The following is a 23,876-nucleotide window of genomic DNA, read 5'->3' on the forward strand; positions in this document are numbered from 1 at the left end:
TCGATAGGTTACTTACTGGCTATTCTGTCGAATAGAGGATATAACTTTCTGACGCGTTCATAGACTCTATAGTAGTCTATTCCATTTTTCCGAAGTCGGCTTTCTATGGCGTGGACCAGTATGGAGTAGATGCGGTATTCCGCTGACTGGATGACTATCGCCGATGAGCGGATTCTTGAATATCTATCAACGACCGAAACCAGTACGCCCAAGAAGATGGCCGATAGTGGTGACGTTCGGTTCTCTCGCCAGTATATCGGAGAACGATGTCGGAAGTTAGCCGATTATAGAATGGTCCAGCACCTCGGGAATGGTGTCTATCGTATTACCGAAACCGGTGGGCAGTATCTCGATGGAGATCTAGACGCGGCGGATTTAGAATCAAATTCCCAATAGAGCCGATTTCTCAAGATGAGGAGACTGCGATATGAGCGGAGATAATTCTAAATCAGATCCTTTCCTCTGCCGGTGGACCTGAAACCTCTCTCTGTTCTTGTCACGCGGCTTAGAATCGATTCTGACCTATAGAGGAAGCACAATCCGGGTGAATTCCGAATTCCTCCGTTTCAGACCTTGCGTGTCGAGGATACAGAGACACGAGTAATTCTAAGGGCCTCCCCGGTCAAATGAGGACGAAGCGCCGGAAGGCGTCGTGGCGCGAGTAGAATCATGGTCAAATCTAATCGGGAGATCGACGGAAAAATCGCCGTAAGGCGTTGCCTGCGTGCGAATGAGAATCGAGTAGAATCGGGATGCCGCCTCCCCGATTTGAACGGGGGACAGCTCGATCTTCAGTCGAGTGCTCTCCCAGTCTGAGCTAAGGCGGCTCGCACTCGCATCAACGCCGATTCGAGACAAAAGGATTTCGAAAGGCGGCGCGCCGATCGGCCGCCGCTCGCTCGCCTCCTTCGGTCGCACTCGCTCCGTTCGACGTCCGACTCGCGTCCCAGACGGCGGACGATATCTCCGCCGATCCGGGCCGACGGCGCGGATCGTGGTTTCCGCAACGACCCCGTCTCTCCCGCCCGTTCGATATGCCGATGGCATCCCACGATCACAACGACCACGCCGACCACGACACCCATCACGAGAAGCTGGAAGACTCCGTCGACGACCGAGACGACTGGGCGCGCCGCCGCCGCAAGGGGATCCCCACGGACGAGAACCTCCTCGTCGTCGCCTGTATGGACGAGCGCATCCCCGTCGAGGAGGCGCTCGGCATCGATCTGGGCGACGCGCAGGTGTTCCGCAACGCCGGCGGCAAGGTGACCGACGACGTGATCCGCTCGGCCGCGCTCACGACGAACTTCTTCGACACCGACGAGATCGTCGTGATAAACCACACCGACTGCGGGATGATGAGCGCCCCCGACGAGGCGATCCGCGACGGTCTCGAAGCACAGGCCGGCGACCTCGACGCCGCCGACCTCGACCCCTCCCTCCCGGAACTCACGATCGGCGACGCCGACCTGCTCGACTGGGTGAAGATGACCGACGACATCGACGCGGCCTGCGCCGCGCAGGTCGAGTACCTCCGCGAGTCGGCGTTCATCCCCGAAGACACGACCGTCTCCGGCTACGTCTACGAGGTCGAGTCCGGCGAGCTCCGCCGCCCCGACGAGCGGATCGCCGAGGAGATCAGCGAGCGCCGGACCTGACGCCGGCCTCCGACGGCGCGAGAGCGGGACGACGCCCGAGGTGTGATGTTTTTATGCGCCCGCGGCGAATCCAGTCACGAATGGACCGAGTACGCGTGCCCGCGGTCGGGCGGGGTGGTGTCGGTGAGCGCTGACGGCGACGCCGGCTCCGATTCGGACGCCGCGAGCGACGCGGCCCCGTCCGGCGGCGACGACTCGCCGGTCGTCGCCGGCTTCTTCTCCGGCTGTGGCGGTCTCGATCTCGGCTTCGAGCGCGCCGGCTTCGACGTCGCCCTCGGCAGCGACCAGTGGGAGCCCGCCGCGGAGACGTACCGCCGCAACTTCTCGGACACCGAGTTCCTCGACGGCGACGTCCGCGAGCTCGACGCCCCGGCGATCCGCGAGGCCGTTGCGGGCGCCGGCTACGACCCCGACGGCGTCGACGTGGTGATCGGCGGCCCCCCGTGTCAGGGATTCAGCCGGCTCAACAACGAGCAGATCGAGCTCGACGAGATGGAGAAGGACCGCCGGAACACGCTGTTCGAGGAGTTCCTCCGGGTCGTCTCCGTCCTCGAACCGCAGTTGGTGTTGATGGAGAACGTCCGCGACCTGATCAACCGCCAGACCAGCGACGACCGGTACGTGAAAGACCTCATCGTCGACGAGTTCGCCGCCCACGGCTACAAGTGCGAGTACCGGGTGCTGGAGGCCGAACAGTACGGCGTCCCCCAGAAGCGCCGCCGGATCTTCTTCATCGGGACCGACCGCGACGTCCCGATCCGCTTCCCGGAGCCGACGACGCCCGAGGGGCAGTGGCGCACCGCCGGCGAGGCGCTCGCGGACGCGACCGACGACCTCCCGAACATGACGTACGCGGACACCGGCGAGAAGACGCTCGAACGCATCCGCCACGTCCCCCCGGGCGGCTACTACCGCGACCTCCCCGACCGACTCAAGACGAAGAAGTACCGCTGCGACTGCGAGGACACCGACACGTGTCCCCACGAGCCGGAGATCGTCAAGCGGTACGGGACGTATCTCCGCCGGCTCGATCCCGAGGAGCCGTCGCTGACGGTGAGCACGAACGTCTTCATCCACCCGACCGAGGACCGCTACCTCACGCCCCGCGAGATGGCCCGGCTCCAGACGTTCCCCGACGAGTTCGCCTTCGAGGGGACGAAGACCGACGTGTTGAAACAGATCGGCAACGCGGTCCCGGTCCGACTCGGCGAGGAACTGGCGTGCGGGCTCCGGGAGTATTTCCCCGAGATCCGCGACGCGCCCCCCGCCGACCCAGACGTGTACGAACAGCAGTCGCTGACGGACTTGGCCTGAGAAGGCTTTTTAGAAGTGATCGACGGTGTACTGACGGACTCCAAAGCCCCAGCCACGGGGACTCGCGCGGTTCGTTTCGCGCTTCAGTCGCTCGCGGCGCTCGCTCCTTCCAGTGCTTACGTCGCCGTGCTTCGTCCTCGTGGCTGCCTCTTTGAGTCTCACCCCGCAAAGCACCGCTGCCTCAGACCTCCCCAGCCTCATCGGCGTCCCTCCGCTTCGCTCCGGCCGACCGACTCCCTCGCCCGTGCTGCTTCGCGGCCGCCGGGAGCGGCCGCTCACAGGCATGCGCCGTCGCTCGTCGTTTATAAATAGCCGTTGCCGTGGCTCGCGGTGTTGCCCACGGCAGCGAAAGTGGGACCGCCCGGATTCGAACCTCAGTCGCTTCGCTCGCGCTACTCGCATCACTCTCCGCTTCGAATCCGCTCCACTGCTGCTGCTCGCGCTGTCGCTCGCAGCAGCAGAATGGGACCGCCCGGATTCGAACCGGGGTCACGGGCACCCAAGGCCCGGAGTATACCACTAACCCACGGTCCCGCGCCTATACGTACCCGCATCGGCCGGTAAAGGGTTTCGTTGCGCCGCGCTCACTCCTCGTCGTCGCGCAGTTCGAGATCGGCAACGATGTCGTAGGGGTCGGTCCCCTTCCGCACCGAGTCGAGGATGAAGAACGCCTCGTCGGGCGCGAGGAAGTGTCTGGTGACGCCGCGGCCGAGCGGCGTCGGCTCGAAGCCGTCGATGAAGTTCCACTCCAACAGCTTCCCGAGCGCGTGTTTTGTGGGGACCTCGCCGATCATCCGGTCGTTGAGCCGCTTCGCCTTCTTGCCGGCGACGACGACGTTCGCGAGCGTCTCCTCGGCGGCCGCCGTCTCGTCGTAGTGGGTCGCCACGTCCTCCATCTCGCCTTTCAGGAGGGTGAAGGCCACCTCGTCTTCGGTGCGGTCCATCGAGCCGTGGTAGACGCCGTCGGGCTCGACGAGGAGGTAGACGCGGCCGCGGTCGTGGTAGTCCGGGCGCCCGGCGCGCCCGAGCATCTGCGAGAACTCCTGGACGGAGAGCCACTCGATCCCCATCGCCAGCGAGTCGAAGATCACCTGCGAGGCGGGGAAGTCGACCCCGGCCGCCAGCGCCGCGGTGGTGACGACCGCCGAGAGGTCCTGGTTCCCGAACATGCGCTCGACCTTCTTCCGGCGCCCGTAGTCGAGCCCGGCGTGGTACGGCGCGGAGTCGTAGCGCAGTTTGCGGCTGATCTCGTGACAGCGACGCCGCGAGTTCGTGAAGATGATCGTCTGCCCGCGGTACCCCTTCGACGACTTCGTGTCGAACTCGCGTTTGACGAGCTTGTCGGCGATCTGCGCCTTCTCGCGGCCGTCGGCGAACGTGACGTGGCGCTCGATCGGGACGGGGCGCTCCTCGTACTCGATGAGCGTCGCCCGGAGCTTCTCCGCGAGCCACTCGGGGTTGCCGACCGTCGCCGACAGGTAGACGAACTGGGTGCCGTCGTAGCCCGCGTGCGTCTCCATCCGCTCTTCGCTGTAGTACTTCAGCCGCGAGATGAGCCCGTCGAGCCGGTGGCCGCGCTCGCCCTCCTTCAGCGTGTGGACCTCGTCGATGACGACCGTCCCCACGTCGCCCAGATCCTTCCCGGTCCGGAGCGCGTGGTCGATCCCCTCGTAGGTGCCGACGATCACGTCGGCGTTCGGGTCGAACCGGTTGCCGTCGTCGTTCACCCGCGAGGAGCCGACGCGGATCGACACGTCGAGGAGGTCGCCGTAGCGCTCCTCGAAGTCCTCGTGTTTCTGGTTCGCGAGCGCGACGAGCGGGACCAGGAAGAGCAGCTTCCCGTCGCCCTTCAGCGCGCGGTCGATCCCGGTCAGCTCGCCGACGAGCGTCTTCCCCGTCGCGGTCGCGCTCACGACCAGCTGGTCGTCGCCGTCGAGCAGGCCGTTCCGCACGGAGAGACTCTGGACCGGCAGCAGCTCCTCGAACCGGCTCTGTAGATGCGCGGACAGATCCGGGTGGAGGTCGAGGTCCTCGGTCCGGACCGGCGAGACGTCGTCGACGTTCGCCGACACCTCGTCGTACTTCGTGAGGTCGGGGTCGAGCCCGCCCTGAAGGAGGTTGACGATGCGGTCCAGATCGCCCGACTCGTACAGCAGCTCCTCCAGCCGTTCCTCGGCGGCGCCCGTGAACTCGCCTTTGTACGACAGCTCGCGCTCCAGCTCCCGGCGGGCGCAGTCGCGGCAGATCTGCTCGCCGTTGTGTTCGATCGCGTCCTCGGAGGTGATCGGCCCGTACCGCCCGTCGCCCGCGCAGCGCCGGCAGGTCCGCACGGTGAGCGACTCCAGCTGGTAGCCGTCGAGCATCGCCTCCAGTCGCTTTCGGCTCTCCGGTGGTGTCTGTTCGGAGATCCGAATTCGGCCGGCCGCCCGCGCGAGGTCGACGAACTCGTCCGGCTGCCGGGGGTGGTCCTCGCCGTCGCGGATCACCCGGAACTTCCCCGGGCGCGGGCCGGCGGAGGTCTCCTTGAGTTCGAGTCGCCCGCGGAGCACGCGCTTCCCGTCGCGGTTCGCGACGACGGTGTAGTCGCTCCGCGCCTCGTGGAGGAACAGCGTCTCGACCTCGGCCAACTGCTGTGACACTGGGCTGCGGTACGCGAGCGAGGTATTTCAGGAGTTCGGCTCGCCGTCTGGCGTCTGACACGACGAACGGCGCCGCCGCTGGGTCACGCGGACGCGCGGAGAAGAACCCGCCTCACGGACGGGGAGCGAGCGGTCGTTACGAGACGAGCAGCTTCTCGCCGCGGTCGACCGTGATCCGACACGGCGGGGAGAGCTTGTTGTACGCGCGGCGGAACGCCTCCTTCACGACGGGCGCCTGATCGACGTCGCAGTACGCCGTGAAGACGACGTCGTCCTTGTTGAGCCGTGCGGCGGTCCCGACCGGCTTGCCGAACGCCTGCCGCATCCCGTCGGAGACGCGGTCCGCGCCGGCGCCGGTCGCCTGCTTGTTCTCCCGGATGACCTGGTGGGGGAACTTCCGGAGGGTCATCTTGTAGTTGCCCTCGCCGAGCTCCTTGATGAGGTGGCGGTTCGCCGAGAGGCGCGCGCTCTCCAGCGAGCCGTGTCGAACCTGAAGCTCCTCCTCGACGCGGAGGCTGATCTGGACGGGGTAGTCGTCCGGCTCCGCGGAGAGGTCGCCCATGTTGTGCTGGGCGATCTTCGAGCCGGGGATGCCCGTGATGTACTCGCGGCGGGTGTACGACGGCTTGTCGATCGTCCGATACATAGAGGCGGGTTTGTCAGACATGGCTACTTGTCCGATGTAGCCCCCGCTGCGGCGATAAACCCTTCGATAGCGCGACGCTCCGCGCCGACTCCTCGGGCGGTAGCGTCGGCGTGTCGCCCGATCGCGGTCCGCGTTGGCACGCCGCGCGGCTCACTCCTCCGGGGTCGGTTCGAGCGCGACGTGGTCGAACCCGCGGTCCGCGAGCCGCTCTGTAGCCCGGTCGGTGACCGACGGCGCGACGAGAATTCCGCGGACGGCGGGAGCGTCGTCGCGGTCGCTCTCGCGGTCTTCGGCGGGCTCTTCGATCCCCATCTCCTCCCGGAGCGCCCGCACGTACCGGGCGAGCTGCCCCACGGCGTCGGGGCCGACCCGGCGACGCTTCAGCTCGACGACCACGGGCACTCCGTCCTCGTCGACGCCGAAGACGTCCATTGGGCCCGCGCTGGAGGGACGCTCAGTCTCCCGCGGCTCGAACCCCGGCTCGATCAGCTCGGGACGCTCCAACACCCGAGTGCGGAGGTCCTCCTCGCTGCCGTGGAGGGTGAGGTCGCGCCCGCCGGTCACCGCCATCGCGGAGAGCTGGTGGATGTCCGAAAACCGGACCGTCAGTATCTCGTCGGGATTGCTTCTGGTCGAGCGCACGCGGAGCCGCCCCTCGCGCACCGCGGCGCGGTGTTTCGATCCCGGTGGCTGCCAGTTGACCGGCTGATGCCCCTCGTCGGTGTGGACGAGGGCGGCGCCGTCGGGCTTCAACACGACCAGCCGGTCGCCGGCGCCGAGGTCCGAGGCGGCGCGGCCCTCGTACGAGACCGTACAGCGACCGAACAGGCTGACGAGGTCGCCGCGCTCGAAGGCGTCCTCCAGCTCCCAGAGGGCCTCGCGGTGGCTCGGATCGTGGACGCTCGTGACCGTCACTACTCCTCGTAGGCGGTGAGAAAATAAAAGGAGTGGGAGCAGACACGGTCGCGACCGCGTCGGCGCTCTCTCGCCGCTGCGTCGCTTCTCCTCTCTCCCCTCCGCGGTTCCCGACCGTCTGTCACGCTCGCACGCGGGCGCCGCAGTTGGGACGCTCGGTCGTCTCGGTGTCCCGACCGATCGCGGACACGTGAGCGCCGCAGTTCGGACAGCCGGTCCGGGCGCGAGCGTACTCGCTGTACGAACGCACGCGGAAACGATCTCTTTCGTCTCCTACGTCCTGATCTGTGTTTGTATATCGTCCTTTCTGGTTGAACGCACTCTGATATGCCTTAATTTTCAGCCGAATTCGGGTGTCTTCGCGAGCGCCGATCGGTGCGATACCATTCGTCCTGCGATCAAGTGTATAAGGAAACACCCGTGTGTTTATACCCAAAATAATTAAGCGATATTCGCCGTTTCATTGGTGGATGTGAACAATACTCATACTGCGCCCGCCGGCCGGGGGAGTTCCCCATGACCGGTGGCGAGCCGGTCCGGCGGAGCGTCGAGATCGAGTACTGGGTGGTCGACGAGAACGGTCACCTGACGGATCCCGGATCCCTCGTCGAGGTGGGTCCGGGGGTGGAACGGGAGTTCACCCGGTCGCTGCTGGAGGTCAAGACGTCGCCGTGCGAGACCACCGACGAACTCCGTGGCGAACTGTTCGAGCGGCTGGACGCCGTGCTCCGCGCTGCGAACGCCGCCGACAAGCGGCTCGTTCCGCTCGCGACGCCGCTCGGGCGCGGGCCGGAGGAAGACCTGCCGAGCGAGCGGACCCGTATCCAGAGCCGTGTCGTCGGCGACCGGTTCTCGTACGTCCGACACTGCGCCGGCACCCATATTCACGTTGAACAGATCCCCGGTCGGGAGATCGACCAGCTGAACGCGCTGATCGCGTGCGATCCCGCCTTGGCGCTCGTCAACTCCTCCCCGTACTTCGAGGGGAACCGACTCGCCGCCGGTGCCCGCTCGGAGCTGTACCGCTGGATGGCGTACGCCCTGCTCTCGCGTCAGGGGACGCTGTGGCCGTACGTCGATAGCCGGATCGAGTGGGGCAGACGACTCCAGCGGCGGTACGAGGAGTTCGTCACCGAGGCGGTCATCGTCGGCTTCGACCGGGAGTACGTCGAGGACTGCTTCGACCCCGAGAACGCGGTCTGGACTCCGGTTCAGCTCCGGGAGGAGTTCTCGACGGTCGAGTGGCGGTCGCCCGACGCCGCGCTCCCGAGCCAAGTGGTCCGACTCGCGGACGACGTGGCCTCGCTCGTCGAACGACTCCGCGATGCCCCGGTCCGGATCGGCGGCGACGCGGGTCGCGTGAGCGACGAGGAGATCGTGCTCCCCGAGTTCGAGACGGTTCGGGAGCTCGCGCATTCGGCCGTCCGAAAGGGGCTCTCGTCGGCGGCAGTGCGGTCGTACCTCGACCGTATGGGATTCGACGCCGAGTCGTACGATCCGCTCACTGCGGAGTTCGACGGTCCCGAAGAGCTCTCACCGGCCGCGGTCCGACGGCGTCGACTGGCGTACGCCGACCGGCTCGAACGCGATCTCCGGCGGACCCGACCGGTCGCGGACGACTGACGGACCCGTTCCTGCCTTCCACCTCGCCTTCAGGTCCCGTGTTCCCAGCTCCCCATGTACTCGCGCTGCTCGTCGGTGAGGGCGTCGTACTCGACGCCCTCGGCGGCGAGCTTGATGTCGGCCACCTCGCGGTCGAGCTCGTCGGGCACGTCGTGGACGCCGGCGCCGTACTCGCCGCCGTTCGCGGCCAGCTCGCGCACGACGACCGCCTGAACGCCGAAGCTCTGGTCCATCACCTCGACAGGGTGACCGAGGGCGATGGGCGCGGCGAGGTTGACGAGCCGCCCCTCCGCGATGACGTTCAGCACGCGACCGTCTTCCATCTCGAACCCCTCGACGCCGTCGCGGACCTCGTAGCGGTCGACGGCGAGGTCGTCTAACTCCTCCAGATTGACCTCCACGTCGAAGTGGCCGGCGTTCGCGAGCAGGACGCCGTCGTCCATCTCCTCGAAGTGCTCGCGGGTGATCACGTCGCGGTTGCCCGTCGTCGTGATGAACACATCGCCCTTCTTCGCGGCCTCCTTCATGGGGAGCACCTCGTACCCCTCCATGTGGGCTTCGAGCGCCTTGCGCGGGTCGACCTCGCAGACGATGACGTTCGCGTTCTGCCCCGACGCCTTCTTGGCGACGCCCTTCCCGCACTGGCCGTAGCCGCCGACGACGACGTTCTTGCCGGCCCACGAGAGGTTCGTCGTCATCGCGATGGTCGCGAGCGACGACTCGCCCGTGCCGTGGACGTTGTCGAACAGCTGCTTCATCGGCGTGTCGTTCACGGCGAAGACGGGGTAGTGGAGCTCGCCGTCGGCGTCCATCGCGCGCAGGCGGTCGACGCCGGTCGTCGTCTCCTCGGCGCCGCCGACGATGGAGTCGATCAGGTCGGGGTACTCCTCGTGGACGAGCTTCACCATGTCCATCCCGTCGTCGACCGTGATGGTCGGTTCGTGGGCGATACACGCGTGCATCGCGTCGTAGTACTCCTCGTCGTCGACGCCGCGGACCGCGTAGGAGGTGATCGACTCGTGGGCGTCGAGCGCCGCCGACACGTCGTCGTGCGTCGAGAGGGGGTTACAGCCGGTGATCGCGACCTCGGCGCCGCCCTCGGCGAGCAGCTCGACGAGGTTCGCGGTCTTCGCCTCGACGTGCATCGCCATCGCGATCGTCTCGCCCGCGAGCGGCTGCTCGTCGACGAACTCCTCGCGGAGCGCGTTCAAGATCGGCATGTGCTGAAGCGCCCAGTCCATCTTCCGGCGCCCCTCCTCCCGGGCCGCCTCGACGTCCGAGAGGTGCTGTGACACCGGCGGATACGCGGTCTCGCTCATGCCTCTCGGTTCGCTCACGGCGCACTAAACCCTGCCGACACCGGACCGAGACCGCGAAAAGAGACCCGCGTCGTTCGGAAGTCGAACGATCCGACCGTCAGCTCAGCGACGACTCGGTCCGTCAGTTACCGCCGGGACCGCCCGCGTGGTCCGGCGGGCCGCTCTCGCCGTCCTCTTCGGCGTCGTCGCCATCTTCCGTCTCCGCTTCGTCATCGTCTTCGTCGTCGTCATCCGCCTCGGCTTCGTCTTCCTCGGCCTCGTCCTCTTCCGCATCGTCTTCTTCCGCGTCGTCTTCCTCAGCCTCGTCTTCCTCAGCCTCGTCTTCCTCGTCGTCCGCGTCCGCGTCGTCGCCGCCCGGGCCGGCGTGGGCCGGCGGGCCGCGCTCGCCGCTCTCGTTCTCGCCGTCGGGGCCGCCCGCGTGGTCCGGCGCGTTACCGGGGTTGTTCTCCGTCACGAAGTCGGAGACCGCGGCGCCGATGCCGCCGTCACGGTTTTCGAGGCCGTCCATGAACTCTTGGAGGAGCTGGCCGAACGCCCCCTCGTCGGCGGCGTCGTCCCCGCCCTCGGCGGTCAGCTCGACCGTCGTCGAGACACTCTCGTTCTCGTACTCGGCGGTCACGTCGACCGTGACGTTCTCCTCGGCGCCGGGCAGTTCGACGGTGCCGTTCGCGTCGGTCTCGTAGTCGCCCGTCCCCGCGTACGACGCGTTCTCGCCCGCGTCGTCGGCGAGCGCGACGCTCACCGAGGCGTTCGCGGCGGGCTCGTCGTCGTTCGTCACGGTGACGACGGGCTCCCCGTCGGTGCCCTCGACCTCTATTTCGAGCCCGTCGGGCGCTTCGAGCTCGGCGGTCGTCGAGACGCTCTCGTTTTCGTACTCGGCGGTCACGTCGACCGTCACGTCCTCCTCGGCGGCCGGCAGCGTGACCGTGCCGTTCGCGTCGGTCTCGTAGTCGCCGGCGCCGGCGTAGGTCGCGTTCTCCTCGTCGGCCACCGTGACGTTCACCGAGGCGTTCTCGACCGCCTCGTCGTCGTTCGTCACGGTGACGACGGGCTCGCCCCCGTCGTCGTCGACCTCCAGTTCGAGGCCGTCGGGCGCCTCGAGCTCGGCCGTCGTCGAGACGGTGTCGTTACCCGAGGCGGCGCTCACCTCGACGGTGACGTCCTCCTCGGCGGCGGGGAGTCCGACGGTGCCGTCCGCGTCGGTCTCGTACTCGCCCGTCCCCGCGTAGGTCGCGTTCTCGTCGTCGACGACGCTCACGAGGACCGTCGCGTTCTCGACCGCGGTGCCGTTCTCGGTCACCGTGACCGTCGGTTCGCCGTCCGCGTCGTCGACCGCCACTTCGAGGTGGCCGTCGGCCGCCGCGACGCCCGTCATCGCGCCGAGCGCGACGACCGCGATCAGTAGGATGGCTGTCGTGCGTTCGCTCATGTCCACTCGGGTCCTGCCGCCGTTCACACGTAAAAGGGCGACTCGCTTAACGCGGTTTAATTCGGTTTGTTCTCGGGTTAACGGCCTTGAGACGTTTGTTCCGGAGATAGCGCGGTCGACGGCGGAGTCGGCGGCGATCCGGCGGGCGTTCGCCCCCGATTTCGGGTGCGCCGTCGCTCGCGCGCGCAGCGTCGTTCGTGCGGCGACACGATGTCTCGTATACAACCGATCGGCGCACTCGCGCCGTCCGTCACGCCGACTCGACGCGCTCGACGAGATCGCGCGCGGCGTCCGCGGCCCGCTGTTGAACCGCCTCGGCGTCGAGCGTCAGCACCTCGCGGTCGCGCATCAGGACCTGTCCGTCGCAGACGGTGTGGCGCACGTCGCTCCCGCGGGCCGCGTACGCGAGCTGCGAGACGGGGTCGTGGACGGGCGTCAGGTGCGGCGCGTCGAGGTCGACGACGGCGAGGTCGGCCGCCGCGCCCTCCTCGATGCGGCCGCCGGGGAGGTTCAGGGCGTCGGCGCCGCCGGCCGTCGCCATCTCCACGACGGCCTCGGCGGGGACCGCGCTCGCGTCGTCCGCGGCGAGCTTCCCGAGCATCGCGGCGTCGCGCATCTCGTCGAACACGTCGAGGTCGTTGTTCGAGGCCGCGCCGTCGGTGCCGAGCGCGACCGTCACGCCCGCCTCTCGCAGCCGCTGGACCGGGGCCATCCCGCTGGCGAGCTTCATGTTCGAGGCCGGGCAGTGGACGACCGCGGTCCCGGCCTCGGCGAGCCGGTCGATCTCCGAACCGTCGACGTGGACGCCGTGCGCGAAGAAGTCGTCCGGGCCGAGCGCGTCGAGGTCCTCGGCGTACCCGATCGGCCGCACCCCGCGCTCGTCGACGATCGGGTCGACCTCGTCCGTCGTCTCGTTCGCGTGGAGATGGACCGGAACCTCCGCCTCGCGCGCCGCGGCGACCCCCTCGCGGAGGAACTCCTCGCCGACCGTCGTCAGCGAGTGCGGCATGAACGCGGTTCGGATTCGGCCGTCCGCGGCGCCGTCGAACTCGCGCGCGACCGCGAGGCTCTCCTCGACGTCCGCGCGGGCGTCCGCGTCGTCCTTCCCCACGGTCACGACGCCGTGGCCGAGCCGCGCGCGCAGTCCCGCGCGGTCGACGACGCCCGCCACACGGTCCATCGCGAAGTACATGTCCGCGAACGCGGTCGTCCCCGAGCGGATCATCTCCAGCGCGCCGAGTTCGGCGCCGGCCTCGACGTCGTCGGGCGTCAGCTCGGCCTCGGCCGGCCAGATGTCCTCGCGGAGCCACGGGTCGAGCGGCTTGTCGTCGGCGTACCCGCGCAGCAGCGTCATCGCGACGTGCGTGTGCGCGTTGACGAGTCCCGGAATCACGAGCGATCCCGTCGCGTCGAGCGTCTCGACGCCCTCGCCGGCGAGCGCTTCGTCGACCTCGCTCGGCGATCCGACCGCTCGGATCGTCCCCTCGTCGCGGTCGACCGCGACGTCCGCTCGCTCGACTCGGCCGTCGGGCCGGAGCACTCGTCCGCCGGCCACGCGGAGGTGGTTCATGTCCGCTCGTTTCCCCCGCCGCACCAAACGCCTTCGGTTCCGCCCGCTCGCGCGCCGATCGCCGTCGCCACCGAGCCGTCGGAGTCTCCCCCGAGCGACACGACATTATCCGCCGATCGAAACGGGTCCGTATGGCTCTGAACGGTATCGCCTCGGCGCTGACCGGGAGCAAGCTCCGGGTCGCGCTCGTCGGGCTGGTCGTCGTCGCGGCCGCGGTCGGCGGGGCGTTCGCGCTCGGCGTCCTCGGCGTTCCGAGCGTCGCCGCCGTCAACAACTCCTTCGGCGACGTGACGAACGAGACCACGGTCGTCGAGACCGATCTCGTCGTCTCGAACCCGAACCCGGTCGGGGTCGGTCTCGACGGCGTCTCGATCGACTACACCGTCTCGATGAACGACGTCGAGATGGCGGCCGGCGGCCGCGAGGGCGTCAGCGTGACCTCGGGCAACTCCTCGATCGCGTTCGAGACGAACCTGACGAACGACGCGATCCCGCCGTGGTGGCGAAGCCACGTCCGGAACGACGAGCGGACGACCGTCGCGATCGACGCGACGGTCACCTCCGACCTCCTCGGCCGGAGCGCGAACCTCACCCGAACCCGCGAGGTCGAGACGGACCTCATCGGCGCCTTCACCTCCAAGGAGACCCGTCCGGTGAACGCCGACGCGCCGCTCGTCGACGACCCGGTCCTCTACGTCAACGAGACGCGCGGGCGCTGGGGGACGGTGAGCGAGACCCAGACCCCGATCGAGCTGGAGTTCGACGTCTACAACCCCAACCTCGAACCGTACGTCGTCACCGAGATCGGCTACGACGTGACGATGAACGGCGTCGAGATGGGGTCCGGCTCGACCGAAGCGGAGTACGTCATCCCCTCGTACGGCTCCGAGACGATCGAGCTCACGGCCGCGCTCCGTAACGAACGCCTCGACGAGTGGTGGGTGACCCACCTCGACGAGTCGGTCAACGGCCACCAGGTGAGCGACCTCCGGATCGAGTTCTACGCCGTCGTCGAGCTCCCCTCCGGCGAGGAGATCACGGTCCCGCTGGACGCGTTGACCTACGAGGAGACGATCGAGACCGACATCTTCGACGAGGGACTCCACCAAGGGAACGGAACCGGTTCCGAGGACTCGACCGACTCCGACGGCGGGACGAGCGACGACAGCGGAACGTCCGATGACGACGGCAACACGACGGATGACGACGGCAATACGACTGATGGCGGCGGAACGACTGACGACGGAACCACGAGCGACGACGGTAACACGTCCGACGACGGCGACAACACGAGCGACGACGACGGGGTACTCCCGCTGACGGTCGGCTGATCGCGTCCCGGGATCCGGACGCCGCCCGAACCGCCCGAACCGCCTGCCGTCCGAACCTTCTTGCCCGCCCGCGGCCGCGTTCCGTCATGGTAACCGACGCCCAACAGGCGTGTTTCGAGGCCGGGATCAAGTTCGGCTCGCTGTACCACCAGTTCGCCGGCACGCCCGTCAGCCCGTCCAGCACCCGGAGCTTGGAGGCCGCGATGGCCGAGGCGATCGAGAACCAGCCGCACTGCGAGTCGGTCGACGTGACGATCCACGACGACCGCGTCGCGGACGCCATCGACCACGAGAACGGCTACACCGAGCTCACCGGCTCGCTGATGGACGTCCGGATGCGGATCGCCTACGAGGGCGTCACCGTCCGCACCCGAATGGAGATGGAGGGCGGCTACCCGCTGATGAAACTGGTCGACGTGGTCGACGACGACTGACGGCGAGTCGTCGGGCTCCCGGGACGCCGAGTCGTCGCCCGACGCCGCCCTGATCGCCGTCGACCCGAACGCTTAGTACCGCGACACGCCTACCGAGAGCCGAACGGCTGCTCGCGCGGCCGATCAACCGCTTTCAGAGACGCTCATGGTCGACAGACGCCACGACAGTCGGACGGATCGCACCGGCTTCGACGAGACGAAGAACTACCTCTCTACCGCCCTCGGTCGCGTGGTCCCCCGGGCGGTCGCACGCCGAGCGATCGACGTGACCGTCAGCACCGACGCCGCCGAGTACGCGCCGGACGAGCCGGTCGCGATCACCGTCTCCATCCGCAACCGGCTGCCGGTCCCGATCGAGGTCCCCACGACGACCCGCCGCTCGTGGGGCTGGGCGGTCGACGGCGTTCTGGAGGCCACCGACGAGCGACGCTACGTGCGCGCCGAGGAGTCCGTCCTGTCGCTCCGGGCCGGCGAGACGAAGCGGGCGACGGCCACGTGGAACGGCCGCTTCCGCCGGACCGCGGGCGACGGCGGGCTCGACCGTTCGGTCCGGCCCGACCGCGGGGAACACACGGTCTCCGCGTTCGTGCCGGTCCCCGACGCCGACGAGCGCCACGAGGACGCCACGCAGATCCGGATACGGTAGCCGCCGACGCGCTCGGCGCTGTCCGTCGATACGACCTAAAAAAGTCGCGCCGTCAGTCGTCGGCTTCGGGCGCCCCCGCCCCGGGGCGCGCCGCGCCGTCCGCCGCGGCCTCGTCCACGGCGGTCGCGACCGCCTCGTCGCGGCGCAGGTGACACGCCGAGTAGTGGCGGCCGTCGCCGATCTCCGACTCGATCTCGTAGGCCGGCCGCGACGTCGCACAGACGCTCTGGTCCGCGAACCGCTCGACGAGTATCCGCTCGGCCGCTTCCCACTCGTCGCGCTCGATGTGCCCCAGCGCCTCGTCGAGCAGCGTCCCGGCGTCGCCGCCCGGCGTCGCGCCGTCGAAGAACCGGCGCCGGAGGGCGTCCGGGTCGGTCTCCTCGAACGACCGGCGCTCGACGGCCCGCTGGAACGACACGACGTTCCGCCAGGCGTCGTCGCTCATGTCGTACTCGTCCGGCTGGATGACCTTCGGGCAGCGCGTCCGGAACCGGCAGCCGGAGGGCGGGTCGATCGGCGACGGCACGTCGCCGGAGAGGAGCGCCGTCCGCCCGCCGCTCCTCGGGTCGGGCACGGGAATGGCGTCGAGCAGCGCCCGGGTGTACGGGTGTTTCGGATTCTCGAACAGCTCCTCTTTGTCGGCCAGCTCGACGATGTTCCCGAGGTACATCACCGCCACGCGGTCCGAGATGTGGCGGATAACGCTCAGGTCGTGCGCGATGAACAGGTACGTCAGGTCGAACTCCTCTTGGAGCTCTTCCATCGTGTTGAGCACCTGCGCCTGAATCGACACGTCGAGCGCCGACACCGGCTCGTCGCAGACGATGAAGTCGGGGTTCACCGACAGCGCCCGCGCAAGGTTCACGCGCTGGCGCTGCCCGCCCGAGAACGCGTGCGGGTACCGGTTGTAGTGTTGCGGGTCGAGCCCGACCTTCTCCAACAGCTCCTTCGCGCGCGCCTCCCGCCCCTCCTCGTCGAGCATGCCGTGGGCCTTCATCGGCTCCTCGACGATCGGCCCGACCTTCATCCGGGGGTCGAGCGACGACTGCGGGTCCTGGAAGATCATCTGCATGTCCTTCCGCATCTGCCGCAGCGGCTCGCCCGACAGCGACGCGAGGTCCTCGCCCTGGAAGTAGACGCTCCCCTCCGTCGGTTCGAGCAGCCGGAGGACGGTGCGCGCGAGCGTCGACTTCCCGCAGCCGGACTCGCCGACGAGCCCGAGCGTCTCGCCCTCCTTGATGTCGAAGTCCACGCCGTCGACGGCGCGGACGTCGGAGGTCGACCGAGAGACGAACGGGAACTCGTCGTCGAGCTCGACGCCGGCGAGGAGCCCGCTCTCGTTGTCGAAGTGTTTCTTGAGGTTCCGCACCTGTAACAGCGCGTCCGGGTCCGACTCCGGTGGGCCGACCTCGGTCATTCCGCCTCACCTCCGGTCTCGGTGAAGCCGGCGGAGAACCCGCCGGTCGCCTCCGTGTCGATCGGCGGACTCGCGTCGTACCCCACGTCGAACGCGTCGTGTTTCACGCACGCGGCCGTGTGCAGCGCCTCGCCGTCCTCGCTCAGGTCCCGCGGCTCGGGGTGGACCTCGCGGCACACCTCCCGCGCCTCCGGACACCGCGAGTGGAACCGACAGCCTGCGGGCGGATCGATCGCCTCCGGCATCACTCCCTTGATCGGTCTGAGCTCGTCGACCGTCTCGTCCGGGCGCGGCATCGAGTCGAGCAGCGCCGACGTGTACGGGTGTTTCGTGTCGTAGAACAGGTCGTCAACCTCGGCCTGCTCGATGATCTCGCCGAGGTACATCACGTTCACGCGGTCGCAGATCTCCGCGACGACGCTCATGTCGTGGGTGACCCAGATGAACGACGTATCGTACTTCTCTTGGAGGTCTTTCACCATCTCCAGAATCTCGCCCTCGACGGTGACGTCGAGCGCCGTCGTCGGTTCGTCGGCGATGATCAGGTCGGGCTGACAGGCGAGCGCCATCGCGATCAGCACGCGCTGTCGCATCCCGCCCGAGAACTGGTGCGGGTACTCGTCGTACCGCTCTTTCGGCGCCGGGATCCCGACCTCCCTGAGCATGTCGATCGCCTCCTCCTTCGCTTCGGCGGCGTCGAGGTCGCGGTTGATCTCGATGAACTCGCGGAGCTGCCCCCCGACGGTGAACACGGGGTTCAACGACTCCATCGGGTCCTGGAAGATGATCGCGATCTCGCGGCCGCGGATCCGCTTCCGCATCTCCTCCTCGGTGAGCATCTCGTCGCGCGGCCGCAGTTCGCCGTCGTCGCTCTCTTCGAGGCCGAAGATCGTCTCGCCTTTGAACTCGATCTCGCCGCCGACGATCTCGCCGGGGCTGTCGACGAGCCGGAGGATACTGGAGGTCGCGACGGATTTCCCGGCGCCCGACTCGCCGACGAGCCCGACGATCTCCCCCTCGTTGACGTCGAAGGAGATGCCGTCGACGGCGCGGACCGTCCCGTCCTCGGTGAAGAACTGTGTCTTGAGATCGCGTACGCTGAGTAGTGGTTCGCTCATGTCAGTTGTTTATCCGCGGGTCGAGGGCGTCCTGAAGGCCGTCGCCGAGAATGTTGAAGCCGATGACGGTGATCAGAATGGCGATGCCGGGGAAGATGCTGAACGTCGGCGCTGGGAGCATGTACCCCCGCGAGGCCGACAGCATCTGCCCCCACGACGGCGTCGGCGGCTGCGCGCCGAAGCCGAGGAACGAGAGCCCGGCGACGATGAGGATGCTCACGCCGACCTGAAGCGTCGCCTGAACCAACACCGGGGCGAAGCTGTTCGGGATGATGTGTCGGAAGATGATGTTCCGGTCTTTCACCCCGGCGGCCCGCGCGGCCTCGACGTAGTCCTCCTCGCGGATCGACACCACGCGAGACCGGATGAGCCGGTTGAACACCGGGATAGCGGTGATACCGACGCCGACCATCGCGAACGTGAGGTCGCGGCCGAACGCGGTCATGAACGCGATGACTAAGACGAGGAACGGGATCGCGTAGATCGTCTCCGTGACGCGCTGGAGCACGTCGTCGATCCAGCCGCCGTAGTAGCCGGACACCGCGCCGATGACGGTGCCGCCGCCGAGGCCGATGGCGGTCGCGAGGAACCCGACCGTCATCGCGATCCGCGTCCCGTAGATGGTCCGGGAGAGCAGGTCGCGCCCGCGGTGGTCGGTGCCGAGCGGGTGTTCGAGCACGCCCTGTCCGAACTGGTTCTCCATGCCGACCGGCGGGAGCAGACGCCGGACGTTCTCCGGGTCGGTCTCCGGGTTGTACAACACCGCCTCGGCGATCGCGTAATCGAGGATGTAGTAGTCGAACGCGGCGAAGACCGCGACGAATGTCATGAACCCGACGATGTAGGTACCGATCCGCGCCGTCGTGTCCTGTCGGACCTGCTTCAGCGTGTACCGGAGGCCGACGCGGGCCTCGACCTCGTCGGGGCCGCCGCTCTCGTCGCCGCCGTCCGCCGTGTCGTCGTCCGAAGTTGCGCTATTGATTGACATTACTCGTCACCGTAGGTGACCCGCGGGTCGAGGTAGCTGTACGTGATGTCCGTGACGATCACGCCGATCACGTAGACGAACCCGAACACGAGCGTCGTCCCCATGATCAGCTGGTAGTCCTGGTTGTTGATCGCGGTAATGATCAACCGGCCCATCCCCTGGATCTCGAAGACGGTCTCCGTGAGGACGGCGCCGCCGAGCGCGGTCGACAGCCCGAGGCCGATGATGGTGATCACCGGGAGCTGTGCGACCTGGAACGCGTGCTTGCGCACGATCGTCGACTCGGGCACGCCGTACGCCCGGGCGAGCTTCACGTACTCGCCCTGGAGCGAGTCGACCATCGACGAGCGCTCGATCCGGGTGATCTGCGCCATCTGGAGCGTTCCGAGCCCGATCATCGGTAAGAAGAGGTGATGCGCCGTCTGGCGTAACACCTCGATCCGCGTCGCCGCGCCACGGACGTCGGCCGGGTCCGCCCACGGGAGGACCAACCCCCGCGCGGGGAACCACCCGAGGTAGAACGCGAAGACGATGATCAACACCAGCCCGATCCAGAACGACGGCGTCGAGACGCCGATGAGCGAGACGATACGCGAGATGTGGTCCGCGGGCTCGTTCCGACGCTTCGCCGAGATGACGCCGAGCGGGATCGCGGTGACGATCGCGAACGCGAACGCGGACAGCATGAGCAGCAGCGTCACCGGGAGCCGGAGCATGATCATCTCTAGGACGGGGCGGTCGTAGTAGATGCTGAGCCCCAGATCCCCCGTCGCGACGCCGCTGAGGTACGTGAAGTACCGAACGTGTATCGGTCGGTCGAGGCCGTACTGTGCGCGGATTGCCTCAACCTGCTCCTGTGCCGGCGTCGGTCCCAGCATGATCTCGACCGGGTCGCCGGGGATCTGGTTGGCCAGGAAGAAGGTTATCGTCACGATACCTATCAGTACGGGTATCGCCTGTGCGAACCGCCGGAGTGTGTACCGAAGTAAACTCACTGTCGTGGATCTCTCGTTGCTTCGACTCGGTTTTTGCTGTCGCTTATCCGTTTCGCTCCCGCCGACGTGCCAATTCGGAGCCGCAAGCGGGCGGCCGACCCCGTCGCCGACCGCCCAAGAGGGCACGCTTACGATTCGATCCCGCTCCGAGCGCGGACCGCCCGGGTCCGCTCCGTGGGTCCGATCACCGGACCTCCGGCGCCGGTTACCGGTTCACAGTGACGCCGTCCAGCTGGACCTCCGACGAGATCGGGTGCGAGCTGAAGCCCTCCACGACGTTGCGCACGCCGTAGGAGTTGTTCAGGTTGTACGCCGGCATGTGGACGCGCCCTTCGAGCAGCGTCGTCGTCGCGTCGATGTAGAGCTGGCGACGCTCCTCGCGGTCAGACGACTCGCGGGCCTGCGTCAGCATCTGCGAGGCCTCGTCGTAGTCGTGGAACGTCCCGTTGTTCGTGCCTTCCGTTTCTTGGCTCAGCAGGTTGTACGCGAACGTGTCCGGGTCCGGCGAGCCCGACCAGCCGAGGGTGTACATGTTGTAGTCGTCCTCGCTGCCGGTGACGTACGCGTCGAGGAACGTCCCCCAGTCGAGACGCTGGACTTCGACGTTCTGGAAGCCAGCGTTCTGGAGCCCGTCGCCGACTGAGATGCCGATCTGCTCGCGCTTGTTGTCCGGCGGCACGATGATCCGCCAGTTGTAGTCCATCGGGACGCCGGCCTCCTCGAACAGTGCCTGCGCCTCTTCGAGGTCCTGATCGTGTTGAATGTCGGACCACTCGTCGGTCGGGAAGTCCCACTCCTCAGAGATCGAGGCCGGGTAGGGGCTGTGCTGGCGGACGCCCGCCGGCTCGACGAAGTTCTCGACCGCCTGGTCCATCGAGACGCAGTAGTCGACCGCCTCGCGGACGAGCGGGTCGCTCGTCGGCCCCTCGCCGCAGTTGAACGCGAGATAGAAGTACCCGATCCCCGGCTCTTCTGTCAGCGTGGCGTTCTGGTTCCCTTCGACCGTCTCGTACAGCTGCGGCGGAATCGATTCGATGATGTCGACGTTCCCGGTCTCCAGCTCGGTGACCCGCGTCGTCTGTTCGACGATCGGCTCGAACTCGACCGTGCCGATCTCCGGGAGGTTATCGCTGTCCCAGTAGTCGTCCCACCGCTCCAGCGTCGCGTAGCTCTCCGGCTCCCACTCGGCGAGCCGGAATGGCCCGGAGGTGACCGGGTCCATGTTGTACGCGTCCGTGTCCTCCTGTCGCACGGAGGCGTTGACGACGTTCCGGGCCATGGCGATCGTGAACGCGCCGTACGGGTACGAGAGGTCGAACTGCGCGGTTTTCTCGTCGATCACCTCCCCGGTGTCGATCATGTCGACTTCCGAGGCGTTCTCGGTCTGTTCCTCGACGGGCGCCAGCATCGTGTGAACGACGTCTTCCGCGGTGACGGGATCGCCGTTCTTGAACTGGGCGTCCTCACGGATCGGGACGATGAAGCGCGTGCCGTCGCGCTCGACCGTCGGCATGTCAGCGGCGATCTTCGGCTCCAGGCTGACGCCGTCGCCGTACTCGTAGAGCCCGTCGAATATCCGCCCGGCGATCTGCGCGGACGGCACGTCGTTCATGACCACGGGGTCCATGTCGAGCGGGCCCTTCGCCTGCGCGAAGTACAGGGTCGGCGCGCTCCCGCCGTCGGACCCGTCGGAACCGTCGCTGCCGTCGGACCCGTCGGAACCGTCTCCACCGCCACCGCCGTCGCCGCCGTCCCCCCCGCCGGCACACCCGGCGAGCAGGAGGGAGGTGCCGGCTGCTCCGCCGGCGAGGACCTTCCGTCGCGAAATGCGTTGTGTGTCTTGTCGACGCATAGTGGCGAACTCTTGCTTCTATCTGATAAGTATTTTGGGTTCTCGTGGCCATATGGTCATCTCTGTTCGCTGTGTTGTCCTTTTGTACATACTCTTCCCCGCCAACGTCTCCCAACGTAGCCGGGGACGACTCTCGCGATTCCACTCGCGTCGCCGATGGCGCACACCTCCATTGACGGCCCGCCCCGAACGCTCCCGGGCCGCGCGTCAGCGGTCGGTGGGCGGCGTCTCCTCCCCGGCTCCTCGGAGGCCAGTCACGGTTCCGACTCCCTTGCTCGACCCCTCGCGGAAGACGAACCGCTGGCCCCCCTCGATCAGGTACGGCCGGAACTTGAACCGGACGCGCGCCTCCCCGGTGTCGCCCGGCAGTAGCCGGCCTTCCTCCGGAAAGAACGCGGCCGCCTCGGAGAGCGTTTCGAGGTGGACGACCGGCTCGTACCCCTCCTGAATCCGGGTCGGGTGGTTGAGAACCATCACCTCGGCGTCGAACTCGCGGACCGGTTCCGGGTCGCTCCCGCGGGGCACCAGGGCCATCCCGCGCTCGATCTCTCCCTCGTCGACGCCTTTCAGCGCGATGCCGACGATCCGGCCGGCGGTCGCCTTGTCGACCCGGTGGTAGTGCATCTCGATCGACCGGGCCTCGACCTCGCGGAACGACCCGTCGGGCATGGGGCCGAGCAGGAGCTCGTCGCCCTTCTCGACCGTCCCCGAGTTCACCGTTCCGGACGCGACCGCGCCCACCCCGGTCACCTTGTAGCTCCGGTCGACGTACATCCGGAACGCCTCGCGGTCGGGCGTCGCGCGCTTCGGGAGCCGCTCGAACAGGCGATCGAGCGTCTCGACGCCGTCCTTCGTCACCGCGCTGGTCCGCAGCAGGGGGACGACCCCGTCGCCGACCTCCGCGACCGCGGTGTCGACGCCGTGCCGGTCGACCAACAGCGGGGTCTGCCCGGCGTCGCGGAGCATCGACTCCACCTCGCGCTCGACGGCGGCGAGCCGCTCGTCGCTCACGGCGTCCGCCTTGGTGACCGCGACGATGGTCGGCAGCTCGGTCGCCAGCAGGATCCCGAGGTGTTCGCGGGTCGTCTTCGTCGGACCGTCGTCGGCGGCGACGACGAGCAGCCCGTAGTCGAGCTTCTGGCCGACGAGCCCGCGGATCGTCGTCCGGAGCCACGGCTCGTGGCCGACGGTGTCGACGAAGGAGACGAGCCGGTCGGCCGTCTCGACGACGCCGGCGCGGTCGGCCTTGCGGTGCGGGTTGTCCATCCGGACCGGCTCGTCGGCGTCGTCGGCGAAGCCGTACACCGCGTACGAGAGGTCCGCCGACAGGCCGCGATCGACCTCGTGGGGCTGGACGTCGAGGAAGCCGCGCGTGCCGCCCTGCCCGTCGTCGGCGCGGCCGGTGACGAGCGTGCCGACGAGCGTCGACTTCCCGTGGTCGACGTGGCCCGCGGTGCCGACGACGAGGTGGTCCTCGTCGGCCTCGAACACGCCGCCGTCGCGGAGCGTGGCGAGCCCGACGAGCCCCGCCTCGTCCCCGTCTCCGTCGGGGCCGGCGCTCCACGTCTCGACGTCGGCGATGTGGGCGTCCGCCTCGTCGGCTAACAGCGAGAGCACGTCCATCGTCTCGGAGAAGGTCTCGGGGGAGATCCCGGCGAGCCCCCCGTCGTCGGTGACGCCGAGGACGTAGGTCGCCTCCCCGTCGCCGGAGAGCACCCGGTGACGGAGCTGGGCGACGAGCGACTCCATGCGCCCGTCGGCCAGGTGGATCTCTCGCGTCAGTCGCTCCTTGAACTCGATGGCGCCGCCGTCCCGTTCGCCGCGCTCGATGGCCCGCCGGAGGACGGACCGGTCAGCGCTCATGTCCCGTGGTAAGCGGCAGTCGGGCTTAACGGTTTTCGTGGTACACGACCCCACGGCTCGTGATCGATCCCGAGCGCTCCGGAGTCGTCCGATCCCCGCTTCGCGCGCTCCGGCGAGCT

General features: G+C 67.9%; 19 protein-coding genes and 2 tRNA genes. 7 read left to right on the forward strand and 14 right to left on the reverse strand.

Annotation, left to right across the window (positions count from 1 at the left end; all coding sequences use genetic code 11):
• Window positions 1-129 precede the first annotated feature (129 nt).
• Complete coding sequence (locus EXE46_RS17715) at window positions 130-396, forward strand: MarR family transcriptional regulator (RefSeq protein ID WP_137687902.1); 267 nt, start codon at window positions 130-132, stop codon at window positions 394-396.
• A 357-nt stretch (window positions 397-753) separates the two neighbouring features.
• Here EXE46_RS17715 and EXE46_RS08040 read toward each other — a convergent pair.
• Window positions 754-827: transfer RNA gene (locus EXE46_RS08040), tRNA-Phe, on the reverse strand.
• A gap of 213 nt (window positions 828-1,040) precedes the next feature.
• On the opposite strand from EXE46_RS08040, the gene EXE46_RS08045 reads away from it, so the two are divergent.
• The gene (locus EXE46_RS08045; protein WP_137687903.1) at window positions 1,041-1,658 is read left to right on the forward strand and encodes a carbonic anhydrase; all 618 of its coding nucleotides are present in this window, start codon (window positions 1,041-1,043) and stop codon (window positions 1,656-1,658) included.
• 123 nt (window positions 1,659-1,781) lie between these two features.
• A complete protein-coding gene (locus EXE46_RS08050; RefSeq protein WP_137687904.1) occupies window positions 1,782-2,972 on the forward strand; it encodes a DNA cytosine methyltransferase in 1,191 nt (396 codons plus the stop codon).
• Between the two features lie 463 nt (window positions 2,973-3,435).
• Here the strand turns inward: EXE46_RS08050 and EXE46_RS08055 are convergent.
• From EXE46_RS08055 to nucS, 4 genes are all read right to left on the reverse strand, one after another.
• Window positions 3,436-3,506, reverse strand: a tRNA-Pro gene (locus EXE46_RS08055).
• Between the two features lie 50 nt (window positions 3,507-3,556).
• Window positions 3,557-5,611: a DEAD/DEAH box helicase gene (locus tag EXE46_RS08060; RefSeq protein WP_137687905.1), complete on the reverse strand. Its 2,055-nt coding sequence runs from the start codon at window positions 5,609-5,611 to the stop codon at window positions 3,557-3,559.
• Window positions 5,612-5,747: 136 nt separating this feature from the next.
• Window positions 5,748-6,278: a 50S ribosomal protein L16 gene (locus EXE46_RS08065; RefSeq protein WP_137687906.1), complete on the reverse strand. Its 531-nt coding sequence runs from the start codon at window positions 6,276-6,278 to the stop codon at window positions 5,748-5,750.
• A 129-nt stretch (window positions 6,279-6,407) separates the two neighbouring features.
• Window positions 6,408-7,172, reverse strand: coding sequence for an endonuclease NucS (gene nucS / locus EXE46_RS08070; protein ID WP_137687907.1), 765 nt, complete (start codon window positions 7,170-7,172; stop codon window positions 6,408-6,410).
• Between the two features lie 516 nt (window positions 7,173-7,688).
• On the opposite strand from nucS, the gene EXE46_RS08080 reads away from it, so the two are divergent.
• Entirely contained in the window at window positions 7,689-8,795 is a 1,107-nt protein-coding gene (locus tag EXE46_RS08080; RefSeq protein ID WP_137687908.1) for a glutamate-cysteine ligase family protein, read from the forward strand.
• 29 nt (window positions 8,796-8,824) lie between these two features.
• Here EXE46_RS08080 and EXE46_RS08085 read toward each other — a convergent pair whose 3' ends face one another.
• From EXE46_RS08085 to EXE46_RS08095, 3 genes are all read right to left on the reverse strand, one after another.
• Window positions 8,825-10,114, reverse strand: a complete 1,290-nt coding sequence (locus tag EXE46_RS08085; protein WP_137687909.1) for an adenosylhomocysteinase — start codon at window positions 10,112-10,114, stop codon at window positions 8,825-8,827.
• Window positions 10,115-10,235: 121 nt separating this feature from the next.
• On the reverse strand, window positions 10,236-11,543 hold the full coding sequence (locus EXE46_RS08090; RefSeq protein ID WP_137687910.1) for a DNA primase: 1,308 nt from the start codon (window positions 11,541-11,543) through the stop codon (window positions 10,236-10,238).
• Between the two features lie 250 nt (window positions 11,544-11,793).
• Window positions 11,794-13,113: an amidohydrolase gene (locus EXE46_RS08095; protein ID WP_137687911.1), complete on the reverse strand. Its 1,320-nt coding sequence runs from the start codon at window positions 13,111-13,113 to the stop codon at window positions 11,794-11,796.
• Window positions 13,114-13,244: 131 nt separating this feature from the next.
• Here EXE46_RS08095 and EXE46_RS08100 point away from each other — a divergent pair, with 131 nt between their 5' ends.
• The 3 genes from EXE46_RS08100 (at window position 13,245) to EXE46_RS08110 (ending at window position 15,524) form a co-directional block, all read left to right on the forward strand.
• Window positions 13,245-14,444: an LEA type 2 family protein gene (locus EXE46_RS08100; RefSeq protein ID WP_137687912.1), complete on the forward strand. Its 1,200-nt coding sequence runs from the start codon at window positions 13,245-13,247 to the stop codon at window positions 14,442-14,444.
• Between the two features lie 86 nt (window positions 14,445-14,530).
• A complete protein-coding gene (locus EXE46_RS08105) occupies window positions 14,531-14,878 on the forward strand; it encodes a dihydroneopterin aldolase family protein (protein WP_137687913.1) in 348 nt (115 codons plus the stop codon).
• Between the two features lie 145 nt (window positions 14,879-15,023).
• Window positions 15,024-15,524: a hypothetical protein gene (locus EXE46_RS08110; RefSeq protein WP_137687914.1), complete on the forward strand. Its 501-nt coding sequence runs from the start codon at window positions 15,024-15,026 to the stop codon at window positions 15,522-15,524.
• Between the two features lie 52 nt (window positions 15,525-15,576).
• Here EXE46_RS08110 and EXE46_RS08115 read toward each other — a convergent pair whose 3' ends face one another.
• From EXE46_RS08115 to EXE46_RS08140, 6 genes are all read right to left on the reverse strand, one after another.
• Window positions 15,577-16,941 carry an ABC transporter ATP-binding protein gene (locus tag EXE46_RS08115; protein WP_137687915.1) on the reverse strand — a complete coding sequence of 455 codons (1,365 nt, stop codon included), beginning with the start codon at window positions 16,939-16,941 and terminating at the stop codon, window positions 15,577-15,579.
• Complete coding sequence (locus EXE46_RS08120; protein ID WP_137687916.1) at window positions 16,938-18,059, reverse strand: ABC transporter ATP-binding protein; 1,122 nt, start codon at window positions 18,057-18,059, stop codon at window positions 16,938-16,940. Before EXE46_RS08120 ends, EXE46_RS08115 begins: the two co-directional genes overlap by 4 nt.
• A gap of 1 nt (window position 18,060) precedes the next feature.
• Complete coding sequence (locus EXE46_RS08125) at window positions 18,061-19,047, reverse strand: ABC transporter permease (RefSeq protein WP_137687917.1); 987 nt, start codon at window positions 19,045-19,047, stop codon at window positions 18,061-18,063.
• Window positions 19,047-20,042 carry an ABC transporter permease gene (locus EXE46_RS08130; protein ID WP_255509507.1) on the reverse strand — a complete coding sequence of 332 codons (996 nt, stop codon included), beginning with the start codon at window positions 20,040-20,042 and terminating at the stop codon, window positions 19,047-19,049. The genes EXE46_RS08125 and EXE46_RS08130 overlap by 1 nt, the downstream gene beginning before the upstream one ends.
• 205 nt (window positions 20,043-20,247) lie before the next feature.
• Window positions 20,248-21,894: an ABC transporter substrate-binding protein gene (locus EXE46_RS08135; protein WP_137687919.1), complete on the reverse strand. Its 1,647-nt coding sequence runs from the start codon at window positions 21,892-21,894 to the stop codon at window positions 20,248-20,250.
• Window positions 21,895-22,101: 207 nt separating this feature from the next.
• Window positions 22,102-23,757 (reverse strand): GTPBP1 family GTP-binding protein, encoded by a 1,656-nt coding sequence (locus EXE46_RS08140; protein ID WP_137687920.1) that lies wholly within the window; start codon window positions 23,755-23,757, stop codon window positions 22,102-22,104.
• Window positions 23,758-23,876: the final 119 nt, after the last annotated feature.

The organism is Halorubrum sp. GN11_10-6_MGM, from assembly GCF_005435165.1.
GTDB lineage: Archaea > Halobacteriota > Halobacteria > Halobacteriales > Haloferacaceae > Halorubrum.